Source organism: Pseudomonas sp. NY15374 (assembly GCF_048068255.1).
Classification (GTDB): Bacteria; Pseudomonadota; Gammaproteobacteria; order Pseudomonadales; family Pseudomonadaceae; genus Aquipseudomonas; species Aquipseudomonas machongensis.
On the sequence record NZ_JBLUPZ010000008.1, the window covers coordinates 61310 to 78325 of the forward strand.

The 17016-nt window shown below is 64.2% G+C and carries 12 protein-coding genes; 5 read left to right on the top strand and 7 right to left on the bottom strand.

The window, feature by feature from the left end; all coding sequences use genetic code 11:
• The first annotated feature begins 17 nt into the window (after nucleotides 1–17).
• Nucleotides 18–1655: a phosphoglucomutase (alpha-D-glucose-1,6-bisphosphate-dependent) gene (pgm, locus tag ACNFHO_RS17460; protein WP_416766945.1), complete on the top strand. Its 1638-nt coding sequence runs from the start codon at nucleotides 18–20 to the stop codon at nucleotides 1653–1655.
• 70 nt (nucleotides 1656–1725) lie between these two features.
• Here the strand turns inward: pgm and ACNFHO_RS17465 are convergent, their stop codons facing one another.
• On the bottom strand, nucleotides 1726–2424 hold the full coding sequence (locus ACNFHO_RS17465) for a pirin family protein (protein ID WP_063544708.1): 699 nt from the start codon (nucleotides 2422–2424) through the stop codon (nucleotides 1726–1728).
• 220 nt (nucleotides 2425–2644) lie between these two features.
• Between ACNFHO_RS17465 and ACNFHO_RS17470 the strand changes: the two genes are divergently transcribed.
• The 3 genes from ACNFHO_RS17470 to ACNFHO_RS17480 all read left to right on the top strand — a co-directional run bounded on the left by ACNFHO_RS17470 (nucleotide 2645) and on the right by ACNFHO_RS17480 (nucleotide 7671).
• Nucleotides 2645–5116 (top strand): UvrD-helicase domain-containing protein, encoded by a 2472-nt coding sequence (locus ACNFHO_RS17470; protein ID WP_416766946.1) that lies wholly within the window; start codon nucleotides 2645–2647, stop codon nucleotides 5114–5116.
• Nucleotides 5117–5380: 264 nt separating this feature from the next.
• On the top strand, nucleotides 5381–5809 hold the full coding sequence (locus tag ACNFHO_RS17475; protein WP_416766947.1) for a VOC family protein: 429 nt from the start codon (nucleotides 5381–5383) through the stop codon (nucleotides 5807–5809).
• A gap of 185 nt (nucleotides 5810–5994) precedes the next feature.
• Entirely contained in the window at nucleotides 5995–7671 is a 1677-nt protein-coding gene (locus tag ACNFHO_RS17480) for an MFS transporter (protein WP_112898127.1), read from the top strand.
• Between the two features lie 58 nt (nucleotides 7672–7729).
• On the opposite strand, the gene ACNFHO_RS17485 is transcribed toward ACNFHO_RS17480, so the two are convergent.
• From ACNFHO_RS17485 to ACNFHO_RS17495, 3 genes are all read right to left on the bottom strand, one after another.
• Complete coding sequence (locus ACNFHO_RS17485) at nucleotides 7730–8641, bottom strand: pyridoxal-phosphate dependent enzyme (RefSeq protein ID WP_125930042.1); 912 nt, start codon at nucleotides 8639–8641, stop codon at nucleotides 7730–7732.
• Between the two features lie 14 nt (nucleotides 8642–8655).
• Nucleotides 8656–9360, bottom strand: a complete 705-nt coding sequence (locus tag ACNFHO_RS17490) for a helix-turn-helix transcriptional regulator (protein ID WP_063544716.1) — start codon at nucleotides 9358–9360, stop codon at nucleotides 8656–8658.
• A 78-nt stretch (nucleotides 9361–9438) separates the two neighbouring features.
• Nucleotides 9439–11142: an amidase gene (locus tag ACNFHO_RS17495; RefSeq protein ID WP_112898130.1), complete on the bottom strand. Its 1704-nt coding sequence runs from the start codon at nucleotides 11140–11142 to the stop codon at nucleotides 9439–9441.
• 251 nt (nucleotides 11143–11393) lie between these two features.
• On the opposite strand from ACNFHO_RS17495, the gene ACNFHO_RS17500 reads away from it, so the two are divergent.
• The gene (locus ACNFHO_RS17500) at nucleotides 11394–13364 is read left to right on the top strand and encodes a BCCT family transporter (RefSeq protein WP_416766948.1); all 1971 of its coding nucleotides are present in this window, start codon (nucleotides 11394–11396) and stop codon (nucleotides 13362–13364) included.
• A gap of 70 nt (nucleotides 13365–13434) precedes the next feature.
• Here ACNFHO_RS17500 and yghU read toward each other — a convergent pair whose 3' ends face one another.
• From yghU to ACNFHO_RS17515, 3 genes are all read right to left on the bottom strand, one after another.
• Complete coding sequence (gene yghU, locus ACNFHO_RS17505; protein ID WP_416766949.1) at nucleotides 13435–14274, bottom strand: glutathione-dependent disulfide-bond oxidoreductase; 840 nt, start codon at nucleotides 14272–14274, stop codon at nucleotides 13435–13437.
• A gap of 169 nt (nucleotides 14275–14443) precedes the next feature.
• Nucleotides 14444–15646 (bottom strand): NAD(P)/FAD-dependent oxidoreductase, encoded by a 1203-nt coding sequence (locus ACNFHO_RS17510; protein ID WP_416766950.1) that lies wholly within the window; start codon nucleotides 15644–15646, stop codon nucleotides 14444–14446.
• Between the two features lie 232 nt (nucleotides 15647–15878).
• Nucleotides 15879–16934 (bottom strand): GlxA family transcriptional regulator, encoded by a 1056-nt coding sequence (locus tag ACNFHO_RS17515; protein WP_416766951.1) that lies wholly within the window; start codon nucleotides 16932–16934, stop codon nucleotides 15879–15881.
• Between the last annotated feature and the right edge of the window lie 82 nt (nucleotides 16935–17016).

Genomic DNA, 17016 nt, shown 5'->3' on the forward strand with positions numbered 1-17016 from the left:
TGAACTCGAGGTTTTGCATGACGCTCAGTCCTTTGGCAGGCAAGCCGGCTCCGGCCAGCGTGCTGGTCGATATTCCCCGCCTGTTGACCGCCTACTACACCGGTCGCCCGGACGCTACGGTCGCGTCGCAGCGCGTGGCCTTCGGCACTTCCGGACATCGAGGCACCTCGTTCGAGTTGAGCTTCAACGAACATCATGTGCTGGCGATCACCCAGGCGATCTGCCTGTACCGCCAGGAGAAGGGCATCGATGGCCCGCTGTTCATCGGGGCTGACACCCATGCCTTGTCGGCGCCGGCCACCGCCAGCGCGCTGGAGGTCCTGGCGGCCAATGGCGTGCAGGTGCGGTTGTCCAAGGACGACGAGTACACCCCAACCCCGGCGGTGTCCCATGCGATTCTGTGCTACAACCGCGGGCGTCAACAGGGCCTGGCCGACGGCATCGTCATCACCCCCTCGCACAACCCGCCCCAGAGCGGTGGTTTCAAATACAATCCGCCCAATGGTGGCCCGGCCGACAGCGATGTGACCAAGTGGGTCGAAGCCAAGGCCAACGAACTGCTGGCCGCAGGCCTTGAGGGTGTCAAGCGCATTGACTACGCCCAGGCTCTGCAGGCTGCCACCACTCAGCGTCACGACTATGTGAACAGCTACGTGGCAGACCTGGAAAACGTCATCGATTTCGAGGTCATCCGCAATGCCAACCTGCGCCTGGGTGTCGATCCGCTGGGTGGCGCGGGCGTGCGCTATTGGTCGGCGATTGCCGAGCGATACCAGTTGAACCTTGAAGTGGTCAACACCGAGGTCGACCCGACTTTCCGGTTCATGACCGTCGACTGGGACGGGCAGATTCGCATGGACCCTTCGTCGCCACACGCCATGCAGGGCCTGATCGGCCTGCGCGAGCGTTTCGACGTGGCCTTTGCCTGCGATCCGGACCATGACCGCCACGGTATCGTCACCAGTGACGGCCTGCTGCAGCCGAACAACTACCTCGCCGTGGCCATCGATTATCTGTTCCGCCATCGCCCGCAGTGGCGCAACGACGCCGCTGTCGGCAAGACCGTGGTCAGCAGCGGCATGATCGACCGGGTTACCGAGCGGCTAGGGCGCAAGCTCCATGAAGTGCCGGTGGGCTTCAAGTTCTTCGCCCAGGGCTTGTTCGAGGGCTCGCTCGGTTTTGGTGGGGAGGAGAGTGCCGGTGCATCGTTCCTGCGTCTGGACGGGAGCGTCTGGGCGACCGACAAGGATGGCCTGATTCCCGCCTTGCTGGCGGCCGAGATGACTGCACGCACAGGACGCAATCCGAGCCAGGCCTACGCCGATCTCACCGCAGCCCTGGGCAAGCCCTACGCCACCCGCGTCGAGGCCAAGGCCGATGCGCGGCAGAAAGCGCTGCTGAGCAAGCTGGCGCCTGAGCAGGTGAAGTCCACCGAGCTTGCCGGCGAGCCGATCCAGCAGATCCTCAGCCACGCACCGGGCAACGGCCAGGCCATCGGCGGCCTGAAGGTGATGACCGCCAATGGCTGGTTTGCCGCGCGTCCTTCGGGTACCGAGGACATCTACAAGATCTACGCCGAAAGCTTCATTGACGAGGCGCATCTGCAGCGCCTGGTGCAAGAGGCCCAGGCACTGGTGGATGCGGCCATCAGCTGATTGCCTACGCGCATGCCGAACCGTGCTTTTTGCGGGCCAGCCCGCGAAAAGCACGGTTCGGTCATCTGCCTCAGGCCACGTCCACCAGCACAATCTCGCTGTCCTCGAGCGCCGTGACGCGCAGCACTTCTTCACCCTCCACGGCAACCCCGTCCCGGGCTTTGGCGCGCACGCCATTGGCCTCGACCACGCCTTTGGCCGGAACCAGATAGCCACGTCGTCCGGCATCGAAGCGGTACTCGGCGCTCTCGCCGGCGCGCAGGGTCGCGGCCACCAGCCGGGCGTCGGCGCGGATGCGCAGGGCGTCCTGGTCCTCGACACGGCCGCTGGCCAGGGTCACGAAGCCTTCGCCGCGGTCACCTTTGGGGAAGGGCCGAGTGCCCCAGGACGGCGCCTCTCCGACCTTGTCCGGCACGATCCAGATCTGGAAAATGCGGGTGTCGACCTTCTCCAGGTTGTACTCGCTGTGCACGATACCCGTGCCCGCACTCATCACTTGCACGTCACCGACTTCGGTGCGGCCTTTGTTACCCAGATTGTCCTGGTGGCTGATTGCACCTTCGCGCACGTAGGTGATGATCTCCATGTCCCGGTGCGGATGCGGCGGGAAGCCACTACCGGCGGCGATCAGGTCGTCGTTCCACACGCGCAGGTTGCCCCAGTGCATACGTTCTGTGTCGTAGTACTCGGCAAAGGAAAAGTGATGATGGGCGTCCAGCCAGCCGTGGTTGGCATGGCCGAGGCTTTCGAAGGGGCGCAGTTGCAGCATGATCAGGGTCCTCGGTAGATGGGAATGGGCTCATGATGCCTTTTTCAAGTATCGAAAATAAGCGTAAATATCGGCTTTTTTTTATCTGATAAATAGATGTTTTTCGTTATGGTACTTTCTGCGTTTCATCGCCTAATCCCATGATCTGCAAGCATTAGCTGGCACTTTTCAGCAGTTCGGTGGAACATGCTCCACTGATTCGACTAGCAATGGAGTGACCGTGTCTCTCGAGCAGCCCCCGGCGCCACCGGACCTGACCCCGCCCGCGCAATTACCCTGGTTGCGCCGCCTGGCCGCACGCCTGCTTGGGCGAGGATTGAGCCGTTTGCAGGCGCAGCACCGCGACTCATGGTTCCTCGGCCACGCCACCGGCCAACGCAGCGGGCACGCCGATGGCCTGCGTGACGGCTACGAACGTGGCCGTGCCGAAGGGTACGAGGCCGGGCGGCAGGTCCTGGTGATCCGCGACAGCCGCCCTGACAGCGCTGCAGTACCAGGCCAGGACGACAAGCTGTTCGACGACTGGCGCCTGCCGCTGACAGCGGAGCTGAAGAAACGCTTCAAGGCCGATGTCGTCCAGCGCCTGCCTGCCGACGCCCAGCCCAGCGCCGCGCAATGGAAGCTGATCTTCAGCGACACGCCATCTACCTGCGTGGTGGCGGGTGCCGGTGCCGGCAAGTCCACTTCGCTGGTGCTGCGTATCCTGCTGCTGCGCCACTACCTGGGCTTCGAGCTGGACGCCATGACCGTGGTCACCTTCACGCGTGAGTCGCGCAAGGACTTCATCAAGCGGCTGGTGCAGGTCTTCGCCATCTGGCAGATCGACCTGCCGCCGGCCCGTGCTCGTGACCTGGTTCGCACCTTCCATTCGCGCATCCTGCCGCTGGTGCGCAGCCTGCCGGGGTTCTCCCAACTGCGCGCATTCGAGACACTGGGTAACGACCTACCGGCTGGCAGCGAAGCCGAGAGCGAAGGTAATCCTTTCGACCTGCGCCTGAACGATGCCCAGCGCCACCAGCTCAATCTGTGTTATAGCGACCTGCTGCGTGACAGCCCACGCTTTGTCGAACTGGTCGCGACGATGCGCCGCGAGGCCCTGCAGCTCAAGCCCCTCGATCCGGATCATCCCGATGTGCAGAAGCGCGTGCAGGTGACTCAACTGGCTGCCCAGCGCGACGAAGAACTGTGCGACGTGATCGAAGACCTGTGGTTCGCTGCGGGCGCCTGGCCGATCAAGGGCATCGAGCCCTGTCGGGAAACCGTGCAGATCCGTGGCCAGCGTTTCCATGTGCACGGGCGTCTCGAAGGGCTTGATGCCTGGGTGGTGCTGGGCTTCGATCCGTCGGAAAGCGCCCAGTACCAGCGTGCCAACGCCAAGCTGTCGGTGCGTGCCGAGTGGGCTGTAAAGCGCACGTTGTTTCAAGCTTTCTGTGATAAGCCATTGATTTGGCTTGATAACTATACTTCGGCAAAACGTCTCGCCGCGTCGCTGGCGGGTGATGCGGTGGCGGGGCCCGGGTTCGAGTTCAAGGTCAAGGGCGAACTGGCTCCTGCGCCGTTGCTCGATGCCTTCGTCGGTGCGGCGAGCTTCATCGAGAACCTGGGGCTCGAGGTGGGGAGCGCCGTGGCTCGCATGAGCTTTGCGCCAGGCGACAGCGATGCGCCGTTTTTCGAAGCCCTGGCCCTGTACTGGAAGGCATTGGAAGCTCACCTGCTTGGGCAGTCGCCGCCAGTGATGACCTATAACCGCATGTTCGCCCTGTTCGGCGAGAACAACCCCGAGAACCTGCAACTGTTGCCAGACCCGCTGCTACGCCCGCTGGCGCACTTGATGATCGATGAGTTCCAGGATGTCTCGCCACAGATCGTCAGTTGGCTGCGCGCTACATTGGGCGAGATCCGCAGGCGTGGCCCTGGCATGCATACCGGGCGCAACGCCGGGCATTCGTCGTTGATGTGCGTGGGTGATGACTGGCAGTCGATCTATGGCTGGCGCGGCAGTTCTCCGAAGTACTTCATGGAGTTTGGCAAGACCTTCCCATCACCGGCCAATACCCGGGTGATGCTGGTCGAGAACTACCGGAGCCAGCAGCACATCATCGATGCGGCCGAACACCTTGTGCGCGGTACAACGGCGATCAACGGCAAGAAAGCCAGGGCCTGCGGTGGCGCCGCCGCGCTGCCACTGTCGCCAGTCAAGGTGTTCGAGCGCGACGAAGCCGCTCTCGGGCAGACCCTGATCGAGCATTACCAACGGGGCGAAACGGTGATGATGTTGTTTCGAAAAAGCAGCGATAAGTTATTGATTTCAAAACATATAGAAACGGTTGTCAGGGTTGATTCGAGCTTGCCACCTGAGCAGCGTCGCCTGCGTCAGCTCACCTATCACAGCGCCAAGGGCCTGCAGGCCGATGCCGTGTTCATGCTCGGTGATTGTCAGTACCTGACCAGTTCACCCTACAAGAACCAGGTGTATCGCATGGCCGGGTTAGGGCGTACCGGGGATGCACAGCCGTTCGACAGCGCGCAGAAAGACGAAGCGCAGCGCCTGGCCTACGTCGGGGTGACGCGGGCGATCAGGCACTGCTATTGGCATGTGGACGCTGTCAGCGGCGAGGCGGCGGCGCTGCATCGTGCGTCCAGCCAGGTACAGGGCCGGCAAGCCTTCTTCGAGGACTTGCGCGGCCAGTGAGGGTGGACAGCGTCAGGGGGTTTCGACCTCACGGGTCAGGCTGTCGAACAGGCCGCGCTCGACGCTGGTCTGCTCATCGCGCAGCGCGTTGTATGCCGCCTCGTGTGCGACAGAAACCGCTGATGCCCTTCCGCGCCGAAAGGCTGGCTTGCAGGGCGCGCGCGCCTGTAGATGGCTAGCACCTGATCGTGAATTGTCCTGTCTGCGAGGGATCGGTTATGGTGCTGCGATGCCCTTTCGAAGCGACGACCAGGAGCTGCCCCCATGCGTCCCTTTGCCATTCGTCATATCGATCATCTGGTGCTGCGAGTGCGCGATCTTCAGCGCAGTGTCGCCTTTTACCGTGACGTGCTTGGCTGCCGGGTGAGCAAGGAGCGGCCGGACTTGGGCATGGTCCATCTGGCCGCCGGTACCGCGATGATCGATCTGGTGAGCCTGGACGGTGAGCTGGGACGCCCGGGCGGTGCTGCGGCAGGCGAGAGCGGGCGTAACCTGCATCACTTCTGCCTGCGTATCGAACCGTTCGACGAGCAGGCGTTGACCCGCTACCTGCAAGCCGCCGGGGTTGCGGTCGATGCCGCCGAAGTGCGATACGGCGCCGAGGGCGAGGGCCTGTCGCTTTACTGTTATGACCCCGATGGCAACCAGGTCGAGCTGAAAGGGCCTGTTGGCGAGCAGGCTACCCGTCCCTAGCGTCATCAGGGGCGCAGTGGATATCCGCGCAATCCCGATTATGCTTCAACGTACCTTGCTGCGATTCTGGGCAGCCCGCCCTGTCGTGCTTCGCGCAACCGTAGTCCTGCTTAGACCCGGGGCCAGGGTGCGATGCTGTTTTTCTGAGGTACTCCGGCCTGACAAGAACAAGACGGAGGCAACCCATGGCGGCAATCGACAGCACATCGACGGGCAGTGCGCCCCAACGCGGCATCAGTCGGGAGGAGAGGAAGGTCATCTTCGCCTCGTCCCTGGGCACCGTGTTCGAGTGGTACGACTTCTACCTTTACGGCTCGCTGGCGGCGATCATCGCCAAGCACTTCTTCGCCGGCGTCAACGAAACCACCTCGTTCATCTTCGCCTTGCTGGCGTTTGCCGCAGGCTTTGCCGTGCGGCCGTTCGGGGCCATCGTGTTCGGCCGACTCGGCGACATGATCGGGCGCAAGCACACCTTCCTCATCACCATCATCATCATGGGCCTGTCCACTGCCGTGGTCGGGATACTGCCCAGCTATGCCAGCATCGGCGTGGCGGCGCCGATCATTCTCATCTCCCTGCGGCTGCTGCAAGGCCTGGCGCTGGGCGGCGAGTACGGTGGCGCAGCGACCTACGTGGCCGAGCACGCACCGCCCGGCAAGCGTGGCTTTTTCACGTCGTGGATCCAGACCACCGCCACCTTGGGCCTGTTCCTGTCGCTGCTGGTGATCCTGACCTGCCGCACGGTGATGGGTACCGAAGCGTTCGAAGCCTGGGGCTGGCGGATTCCGTTCCTGATCTCGATCCTGCTGCTGGTGATTTCGGTGTACATCCGCATGCAGCTCAACGAGTCGCCGGTGTTCCTGAAGATGAAGGCCGAGGGCAAGGCGTCCAAGGCGCCGCTGACCGAATCCTTCGCGCGTTGGGATAACCTCAAGGTGGTGATCATGTCGCTGCTCGGCGGCACTGCCGGCCAGGCCGTGGTGTGGTACACCGGGCAGTTCTACGCGCTGTTCTTCCTGTTGCAGACCCTGAAGATCGACCCCCAGACCGCCAACTTGCTGATCGCAGGTTCGCTGTTGATTGGCACGCCGTTCTTCATCCTGTTCGGCAGCCTGTCCGATCGCATCGGGCGCAAGAAGATCATCATGGCGGGCTGCATCATTGCCGCGCTCACCTACTTCCCGATCTTCAAGGGCTTGACCGAGTACGGCAACCCGGATGTGTTTGTCGCCCAGGAGCAGAACCCCGTCGTGGTGATTGCCGACCCGGCGCAGTGCTCGTTCCAGTTCGATCCCGTGGGCAAGGCCAAATTCACCAGTTCCTGCGATATCGCCAAGAGCCTGCTGGCCAAGCGCGCCATTCCCTATGACAACGAACGTGCACAGCCCGGCAGTGTGGCGCAGGTGCGTATCGGTGAACGGGTCATTGCAAGCTTCGAAGGCACAGGGTTGGCGGCGGCCGAGCTCAAGGCTCAGGGCGATGCGTTCACCGCGACCCTGACCGGCGCGCTGAAGGAGGCCGGCTATCCCGAAAAGGCTGACCCGGCGAAGATCCATTACCCGATGGTGTTGCTGCTGCTGACCCTTCTGGTGATCTACGTGACCATGGTCTACGGCCCCATCGCTGCCTGGTTGGTGGAGCTGTTCCCGGCGCGTATCCGCTACACCTCGATGTCGCTGCCTTACCACATCGGTAACGGCTGGTTCGGCGGTTTCCTGCCGACGGTGGCCTTTGCCATGGTGGCGGCCACGGGGGATATCTACTACGGGTTGTGGTACCCGATCGTCATCGCGGTGATGACCGCGGTGCTGGGTATCTTCTTCCTGCCTGAGACCAAGGACCGGGATATCAACCACGCCTGAAGAAACGGCCACTCCTGCAGGTCTTGCAGGAGTGGCCTTGTTTCGCGAGCACTGGCCGCTAGGCTGCAAGCCAGTCGCGAATCTGCTCCAGCGTGGCAGTCGCGCCACCGCAGACGATCATCAGCACGTTGCTGTACTGCGCCAGGCGCTCGGGTGCGTAGGCCAGGGCCAGCGCTGCGCCGCAGGCAGGTTCTACCAGTATTCGGTGATCGTGCAGGAAGCGCTCGCAGGCCTGGAGCGCCGCATGGTCGGTTACTCGCTCGCTGTGCAGTGGGTGGTTTTGTGCGCAGGCCAGCGCCTGGTCCGCCACACGCTTGGCGCCCAGCGAGGTGGCCACCGAAGTGATGGCCGGCAGTTCCACCGGATGGCCCGCAGCGATGGCGGCGTGCAGTGATGCGGCACCGTCGGTTTCCACCGCCAGCACAGGCACGTCGTGCCAGCCATTGCGCTTGAGCCCCTCGACCACGCCGCTGAGCAGTCCGCCGCCCCCTACCGACAACACCACTGCATCGGGTTTGAGTCCGGCCTGGGCGACTTCGTCGATCATGCTGGCATGTCCGGTCCACAGCAGCGGGTCGTCGAACGGGTGGATGAACGCATCACCCGGGCCCAGCAAGCCTTGCGCATGCTGGTTGGCTTCTTGCCACGAGCTGCCTTTGACCACGACCTGGGCGTCTTCGAGTTTCAGCAGTTCGATGGCGCGCGTGCTGGTGGTTTCCGGCACCACCACGGTTACCGGCACGCCGAGCCTGCGCCCGGCATAGGCCACGGCGAGGCCGGCGTTGCCTCCGGAAGACGACACGAAGTGCCGGGCGCCACGCGCATGGTGCACTTCGCAGGCATGGCCTACGCCGCGCAGCTTGAACGAGCCAGAGGGCTGCAGGGCCTCGAGCTTGAGCCACAGGGTACGGCCGGCGGCCAGTGACAGCGGGCGGGATTCGATCAAAGGGGTCTGGATATGCAAGGTCATGGCGGGCTCCGCATTCAGCGTTCGCGGGCAGCCGGCGTGGCGTCGCCGCGCAGCTGCTCCAGGTAGTTGTAGATGGTGTAGCGGGTCACGCCCAGGGCGTCGGCAGCCTTCTCCACGCCACCTTTGACGATGAACAGGCCGCGCTCCTGCATCACCCGTACGGCCTCGACCTTGGCTTGCTTGTTCATCCGCCCTCGGCCTGAGCGCTGCAGCGAGTCCTGGATGATTTCGCTCATCAGCAGCGTCATGTCGGCCGCCTCACGGGGCGGGTGTGTGTCCGGGAGGGCGCCGAGTGGCTGAAAGTGCTGGAGAAAGGTCATGGCGGCATCGAGGCCGGTGATGTCGGTGTTCACGCACAGGCTGGCGAACGGGTGGCCACCGCTGTCGCGAAAGATTGCCGTGGCGCTGCGCAGCGTGCGCCCCTTGAGGGTTGTGGGGTAGTCCGGCAGCACCACCGGCTCGCAGCCGTCCTGAGTACGGCCGGCGTGCATCAGTGCCTTGAAGCCTTGGTCCTGTTCCGGTGCGGCCAGGATCGGGCTGCCCACTCGACGGCCCGAAAGATGGCCGTTGACGATGGCGATCACCGAGTGCTCGGGATTGTCGAGGTCGTGCAGGAGGATTTCCAGGTTGCGCGGCGCAACGCTGCCCAAGGCCTGGAGCGCAGCCTTGAGGACGGTGAGGGTGAGATGGCGTTCTTGCTGAAGGGGGAGTGCGGGCATGGGAAATCGCCAGATTCTTAATTGTGTTGAATTTTACACAAATAGTTGAATCTGGCGAGTGTGGATTGCGCTCGAACGTTAGCTCAGTGGTGGCGTGCGCGGTGGAATCACCCGGCGCGAGCCGGTGGCTTCGAAACCTGCGGCAAAGCGCAGCAGGTTACTGTCGTCATAGGCCCGGCCAGCGAAGGTCAGGCCCACTGGCATACCGATGTCGGCCATCACGCCCATCGGCACGGTCACTGTCGGCACACCCAGATGACGGATTGCCAGGTTGCCATTGGCGACCCAGATCCCGTTGCTCCAGGCGATGTCTGCCGAGACTGGGTTGATATCGGCATCGGCCGGGCCGACATCGGCGACGGTGGGGAACAGCACGGCGTCCAGCTTGTGCTCGTCCATCCAGTCTTCCAGGTCCATCTTGCGCGTTTGCTCCAGGCCGCGCAGGCCGTCCGGGACGGTAGCGATCTGGTCCCAGGACTTGAGTCCACGCTTGGCCATGTTGACGTATTCGTCCATGCCGGCCGCCAGGTCGTCCTCGCGGTTGGGCAGGGTGCCCGGATCGTGCGGGAAGATCTTCGGCCCGTCGACGTCAGCCAGACGGTTCAGCTTGGGGTCGTTGTTGGCGCGCAGGAAATCGTCGAAGGCCCAGCCGGACAATTCCCACAGCTCGTCGTGCAGGAATTCCTTGCTGACGATACCGCGGTTGTACACGGTCGGCGCGCCCGGACGATCACCCTCGCAGTTGGAGACCAACGGGAAGTCGGTTTCGACCACTTCGGCGCCTGCCGCCTCCAGCGCTTTGCGGGCCTGCTCCCAGAGGTCGATGACGCTGGCGCGGGTGTTGATGCGCTGGCCAGTCGGGCCACCAATGCCGGGTTTTTCCGACGTGCCGGCCTCGGCGTCGGCATTGATGTACATGCGCGGTACGGCAAAGCGCTTGCCTTTGAGCGCGCCGGCGCCGACGGCCAGGTCGAGGTAACTGGCGGGGCGCACGCTCGAGGCTGCCGGGATTGGCACCCAGGGTTGCATGCGCCACAGGTCGCCACGGGTGTCGGCGTCGTCGGCCACCACCACGTCGAGAATTTCCAGCAGATCGGCCATGGTCCGTGCGTAAGGCACGACCACATCCATGGTTGGCGTGAGCGGCCAGTTGCCGCGCACCGAGATCACCCCACGCGATGGGGTGTAGGCGCACAGGCCGTTGTTCGACGCCGGCCCGCGACCGCTCGACCAGGTTTCCTCGGCCAGGCCGAAGGCGCTGTAGCTGGCCGCCGTGGCGGTACCGGCGCCGTTGGAGGAGCCAGAGGCGAAGGGGGCGGTGAGGTAGGCCGCGTTGTACGGGCTTTCGGCGCGGCCGTAGACGCCGCGCTGCATGCCGCCGTTGGCCATGGGCGGCATGTTGGTCTTGCCCAGGCAGATCGCGCCTGCAGCGCGCAGGCGCTCGACGGTGAACGCGTCGCGCTGGGCGACCAGATGCTCGAACGCCGGGCTGCCGGAGGCGGCGGTCAGGCCCTTGACCAGGTAGCTGTCCTTGGCGGTGTAGGGGATGCCGTCCAGCGGGCCAAGCGTGGTGCCGGCGGCGCGGCGGGCGTCGGAGGCCTCGGCCTCCCTGAGCGCTTCGGGGTTGCGCACCACGACGGCGTTCAGCGCGGTGGCGGTGTCGGCTCCATCGTAGGCGTCGATACGGGCCAGGTAGGCCTTGACCAGTTCGACCGCCGTCGTGCGGCCGGACTCGAGCGCGTTGCGCAGCTCGGCAATGGAAACCTCGGTTACCTCGATCATGCTGTCACCAAAATGTACAGGTGGATTTTATGCAGGCGAGTGTACAAGAAGCCCTGCGCGGGCGCAGGTTTGCACCAGGGAAAAACCTGTTTGCAGCACGGCATGTGCGGGCAGGAGGGCGTGTGCTCAGGAGGGCGCGCTTTGAAAAATTCAGAAACATCCGATATGTCACGACGGGCAAAACCATCAGCGTCTACCGTTTGTCGTAGCTAACCGTGCGCATGAAGCGCCCTGATGGAGATTACCCGTACATGGCAAGTCCGCCCGAACAACCTCGCAAGCCCACCATCAACCCACCGGTTTTCTGGATTTCCGCGGTCCTGCTGCTGATTCTGGTGCTGTACGCCAGCGTGTTCCAGGCCCATGCACAGGCGTTGTTCGCACATATCCAGGGCTGGATCATCGTCAATGTCAGCTGGTTCTACATTCTCGGTGTGGCGCTGATTCTCGGCACTGTGGTGTTTCTGGGCATCAGTCGCTACGGCGATATCAAGCTCGGCCCCGACCACAGCACCCCCGACTACAACAATGCCACCTGGTTCGCCATGCTGTTCTCCGCAGGCATGGGCATCGGCCTGATGTTCTTCGGTGTCGCGGAGCCTGTGATGCACTTCCTCAAGCCACCGCTGGGTGAGGGCGGCACGGTGCTGGCGGCGGGCGAGGCAATGCGTATCACCTTCTTCCACTGGGGGCTGCATGCCTGGGCGATCTACGCCATCGTCGCGTTGATCCTGGCCTATTTCAGCTATCGCCATGGCTTGCCGCTGACCCTGCGTTCGGCACTCTACCCGCTGATCGGCGAGCGCATCCACGGGCCACTGGGGCACGCGGTCGACATCTTTGCGATCATCGGCACGGTGTTCGGCGTCGCCACTTCGCTGGGCTTTGGCGTGTCGCAGATCAACACCGGGCTCAATGCCCTGTTTGGTGTGCCGGTATCCATTCCGGTGCAGATCGCGCTGATCATCGGTACTACGTTCCTGGCCACGTTGTCGGTGATGTCCGGGCTGGACAAGGGCATTCGGCGGTTGTCCGAGCTAAATCTGGGCCTGGCGGTGCTGCTGTTGCTGATGGTGATGCTGCTAGGGCCGACCGTGCTGATCCTGCAGACCTTCGTACAGAACACGGGTGGCTACCTGAGCGAGATCGTCAGTCGCACGCTCAACCTCTACGCCTATCAGCCCACCGACTGGATCGGCGGCTGGACCCTGTTCTACTGGGGCTGGTGGCTGGCCTGGTCGCCTTTTGTCGGGCTGTTCATCGCGCGCATCTCGCGCGGGCGCACCATCCGTGAATTCGTGACCGGGGTGCTGCTGGTGCCGACTGCGTTCACCCTGCTGTGGATGACGGTGTTCGGCAACACAGCGATCCACATGATCCTTGACGAGGGGTTGACCGACCTGGCCGCGGCGGTGGAGCAGGATACGTCGCTGGCGCTGTTCGCCTTCCTCGAGCATTTCCCCTTCGCCAGCATCATCAGCACCCTGGCGGTGATCATGGTGGTGGTGTTCTTCGTCACCTCGGCCGATACCGGCGCGATGGTGGTGGACATGCTGGCCTCCGGCGGCAAGGAAGGCACACCGATCCGCCAGAGGATCTTCTGGGCCTCAAGCATGGGTATCGTCGCCATCGCACTGCTGCTGGCCGACGGCCTCAAGGCGCTGCAGACCGCGACCATCGCCAGTGCGCTGCCGTTTACCCTGGCGTTGCTGCTGAGCATGCGCGGGCTGCTCAAGGCGCTCAAGCTCGACGCCACCAAGCGTGACCTGCGCTACCAGGCGCTGGCGATCTCGCCAACCGCTTCGCGTGCTGCGGGCAACTGGCAGCGACGTCTGCGCACCCTGGCGATGTTCCCGCGTCGTTCACATGTGCAGCGCTTCATCGCTGACGTAGCGCTGCCGGCCTGCCAATCGGTGGCCGAGGAGTGGCGTCGCCAGGGTTATGAGTGCAGCGTCGAGGAAGGCGAGGGTGGCCGAGTGACGCTCAAGGTCGGGCCGAGCGATGAGGTGTTCGTTTATGAGATTCGCCCGCGCGCCTATGCCATGCCCAGCTTCGTGCTGAGCGATGCCGCCGGTGAGGAGCGCAAGTACTTCCGTGCCGAAGTGCACTTGCGTGAGGGCGGGCAGGACCACGATGTGATGGGCTGGTCGAAGGACGAAGTGATCGGCGACATTCTCGATCACTTCGAACGGCACCTGCACTTCCTGCACCTGGTGCGTTGACGCGTACCTGTGGGAGCGGGTTTACCCGCGAAAAGGCCATCACGATGGCCGGTGTTCGCGGGTAGAGCCGTTACCGCAGGTCTGCCGCCGAGTGCCGCTCCGGCACCTGGCTTTGCTCGTCACCCCAGGTGCGGTTGACCCGGGTGCCGCGCCGCACGGCCGGGCGCAGGGCGATTTCTTCGGCCCAGCGCTGCACGTGCGGATATTCCTCCACCGCCAGGAATTCGGCCGCGCCGTACAGGTTGCCGCGCACCAGCTGCCCGTACCACGGCCATACGGCGATGTCGGCGATGCTGTACTCGTCCCCACCCAGGTAACGGCTCACCGCCAGGCGTCGCTCGAGCACGTCGAGCTGACGCTTGGCTTCCATGGTGAAGCGGTTGATGGCGTACTCGATCTTTTCCGGCGCATACACGTAGAAGTGGCCGAAACCACCGCCCAGGTAAGGCGCCGAGCCCATCTGCCAGAACAGCCAGTTCAGGCTTTCGACGCGGGCGGCTGGGTCTTTCGGCAGGAAGGCACCGAACTTTTCCGCCAGGTGCAGCAGGATCGAACCGGACTCGAACACCCGCACCGGCGGCTCGACGCTGCGGTCGAGCAGAGCCGGTATCTTGGAGTTCGGATTGACCTCGACGAAGCCGCTGGAGAACTGGTCGCCATCACCAATGCGGATCAGCCAGGCGTCGTATTCAGCGCCGCTGTGCCCCAGGGCCAGCAGCTCTTCGAGCAGGACCGTGACCTTGACGCCGTTGGGCGTGGCCAGCGAATAGAGTTGCAGGGGATGCTTGCCGACGGGCAGGTCCTTGTCGTGGGTGGGGCCGGCGATCGGGCGGTTGATGCTGGCGAACTGGCCGCCGGCTGCGGCGTCGTTCTTCCAGACCTTCGGTGGGACGTAGGGGCTGTTGCTCATCCGATGAAATCTCCTGATGGTCTTCGATCCCATTGCGATCGCCTGATGCGATCAGGGTGCGATGGGTCAAGACTAGGGCAGGAGAAGTGGTCAAGGGAAGTGAAGTATTGCGCAGGGGTTATAACCGATGCGCGGCTGCCAGGGGCTTGCAGACGCGCAGCGGTCTGCATCAGGCCACGGGGATCAAGGGGTCGGCTGCGGCTAGGGCGGCCGCGCGTTCGGCCGCTGGTGGGTAGATCCAGATGCTGTTGATCTGGCTCTTGAGTGCCTTGGCCTCGTGCTTGTCTTCCGGCGGGCTGACCTTGCGGTCCCAGCCTTCGGTGTACACCGCGCCCCACGCACCGAGGTCCAGGCAGGTCACGTACTTGGGCTGGCTGTAGGTCATCGGCGCCACGCCGATCAACTCGGCGGCGGCGTTGTTGCCGGCGTAGCGACCCAGCGCGATGGCGTGCTGGCACGACATCACCGCGAAATTGCCCACCTCGTCGCAGGCGGCATAGGCGACGTCACCTGCCGCGTAGACCGCCGCATTGCCCTTGACCTTGAGGGCGCCGTCCACATGCAGACGGCCCTGACGGTCGTGCTCGCCGCTGACCTGTGCGGTAAGTGGGTTGGCCACGAAGCCGACGGTCCAGATCACGGTATTGGCATCGATGCGCTGCCCGTTGTCCAGCGTGACGCCGGCGGCGTCCACTGCGTTTACTGATGCGCCGCAGATCCACTCCACCCCCAACGCTTGCGATGCCTGGACGATCGCCGGGCTGATGCCGTCGCCCAGCGCAGCACCGATCCGTGCACCGCGATCGACCACCACCACACGATGCTTCACCGGGTCGCCGAGGATCTTGCGCAGCCGCGCGGGGAGTTCAGTGGCCGTCTCGATACCGGTAAAACCGCCCCCGGCAACCACCACGGTATTGCGCGCCGGTGTATCGGGTTGGGCCGGCAACGACTTGAGATGCTCTTCCAGGCGTGTGGCGCTGTCGATCTTGTCGACATCGAATACCCGCTCGATGCCCGCAAGCGCCGGACGATTGAGGATGCTGCCGCACGCCATGATCAGCCGGTCGTAGGCCAGGGTCGCCTCGCTGCCATCTGCGCTGCGATAGCCGACGCGTTGACCTGCCTCGTCGATGTGGTGGGCCGTACCTTGTACGAAGCGCACGTTTACTGCGTCAAACAGCGCCTGCAACGGTGCAGCCATCTGGTGAACGTCAGGCTCGTAGAAGCGTGGGCGGATGTGCAGCTCGGCCTGTGGTGCGAGCACCGTGATCTGGACGTCGTCGCGTCCGTGCAGGTCGAGCTGGCGCGCAGCGCCCAGGGCGCTCCAGAGGCCGGCGAAGCCTGCGCCGAGGATCAGGATCTGTTTCATCGTTGTGCTCCTGGAAAATTCCGGATACCGCAAATTATGGGTGTTGTCGGTAACGGGCACGGCATGCGATGACGCAGGAAGGGTCGCTCGAACGGCTGGCGGCGCAGTGCGGTTCGCCTGACTGGCCGAAGTCGATGATGAGGCTTGCTGGCGTCGCACGGCCGTGGCCCGACAGGCGTAGCCGCAAGGCTCGATCTGTCACGGCGATGCTACGTGCGCTGGCGGGGCGGCCCTAGGTCAAAGATCCCTGGATTTCGGCCAGGGGCACGCTACGGGCGAAACGGGCGCGATAGTCGCGTGGGCTGACCTGCAGGTGGCGCTGAAAAGCCAGGCGCAGGCGTTCTTCGTTACCGAAGCCGCACAGGCGGGCGATCTGCTCGATACGCTGCGCGGAGGACTCCAGCAGGCGGCGCGCGGCTTCCACGCGAAACAGCTCGAGGGTCTTGGCCGGGGTGCGACCGGTCTTTTGCTTGTACACCCGGGTGAAGTTGCGCAGGCTCATGTTCGCCTGGTCCGCCAAGCACTCCACGCTCAGGCGCGGGTCGCCCAGGTTGTCGTTGATCCATAGGTGCAAGGCTTCGAAGGCGGCGCTGTCTTCACCCTGGACCTTGAGCAGTTGGCTGAACTGGGTCTGGCCGCCGGGCCGCTTGAGGAACACCACCAGTTCCCGTGCCACCTGCATGGCGACCTCCCGGCCACAGTCGGCCTCGACCAAGGCCAGTGCCAGGTCGATGCCGGCGCTGACGCCGGCCGAGGTCCACAAATGCTCCTGTTCGACGAAGATCGACTCGGCATCGACCTGTACCTCAGGGAACAGCCGCTGCAGGTCGTCGCACATCGCCCAATGGGTGGCGGCACGACGCCCCTGCAGTAATCCGGCCGCGGCAAGCAGGAAGGTGCCGCTGCACACCGATGCCGTGCGTCGTGCCTTGTGGCTGGCGTGTCGCAGGGCTTCGATCAACTCGCCCTGGTCGGGCAGCAGCCCGATCATCTGCGGTGCACCGGGCACCACCAGCGTGTCCAGGGCCTGATCGAGCAGGACTTGCAGGCATTCGCTGGCCACCGCCAGGCCCTCGGCTGTGGTGATCAGCCCGCCGCCAAGACTTGCCGTACGCACTTCATAGCCTGGCAGCCCTCGTTCGTTGCGGGCCTTGCTCGCCGCCCAGAACACGGTCTGTGCGCCCGTCAGGTCAAGCAGGCCCATTTGCGGGTAGGCGAGGAACAGCACCCGACGCGGCAGGTCGTGGCAGACGTGGGGGGTATCCGGGAAGCTGGCGGGATGGGTCATGGACATGTCGACGCTGGAAGGACGTCTACATGGTACTGCACCGCGGGCGAGGCCGCGGTGCCGAGCTGCCGGGTGGCCTGCC

Coding starts and splice junctions, on each gene's coding strand:
- ACNFHO_RS17475 (WP_416766947.1), top strand. CDS start 5,381: ATGCGTCCCTTTGCCATTCGTCATATCGATCATCTGGTGCTGCGAGTG.
- ACNFHO_RS17465 (WP_063544708.1), bottom strand. CDS start 2,424: ATGCTGCAACTGCGCCCCTTCGAAAGCCTCGGCCATGCCAACCACGGC.
- ACNFHO_RS17515 (WP_416766951.1), bottom strand. CDS start 16,934: ATGACCCATCCCGCCAGCTTCCCGGATACCCCCCACGTCTGCCACGAC.
- ACNFHO_RS17510 (WP_416766950.1), bottom strand. CDS start 15,646: ATGAAACAGATCCTGATCCTCGGCGCAGGCTTCGCCGGCCTCTGGAGC.
- ACNFHO_RS17485 (WP_125930042.1), bottom strand. CDS start 8,641: ATGACCTTGCATATCCAGACCCCTTTGATCGAATCCCGCCCGCTGTCA.
- pgm (WP_416766945.1), top strand. CDS start 18: ATGACGCTCAGTCCTTTGGCAGGCAAGCCGGCTCCGGCCAGCGTGCTG.
- ACNFHO_RS17500 (WP_416766948.1), top strand. CDS start 11,394: ATGGCAAGTCCGCCCGAACAACCTCGCAAGCCCACCATCAACCCACCG.
- ACNFHO_RS17495 (WP_112898130.1), bottom strand. CDS start 11,142: ATGATCGAGGTAACCGAGGTTTCCATTGCCGAGCTGCGCAACGCGCTC.
- ACNFHO_RS17480 (WP_112898127.1), top strand. CDS start 5,995: ATGGCGGCAATCGACAGCACATCGACGGGCAGTGCGCCCCAACGCGGC.
- ACNFHO_RS17490 (WP_063544716.1), bottom strand. CDS start 9,360: ATGCCCGCACTCCCCCTTCAGCAAGAACGCCATCTCACCCTCACCGTC.
- yghU (WP_416766949.1), bottom strand. CDS start 14,274: ATGAGCAACAGCCCCTACGTCCCACCGAAGGTCTGGAAGAACGACGCC.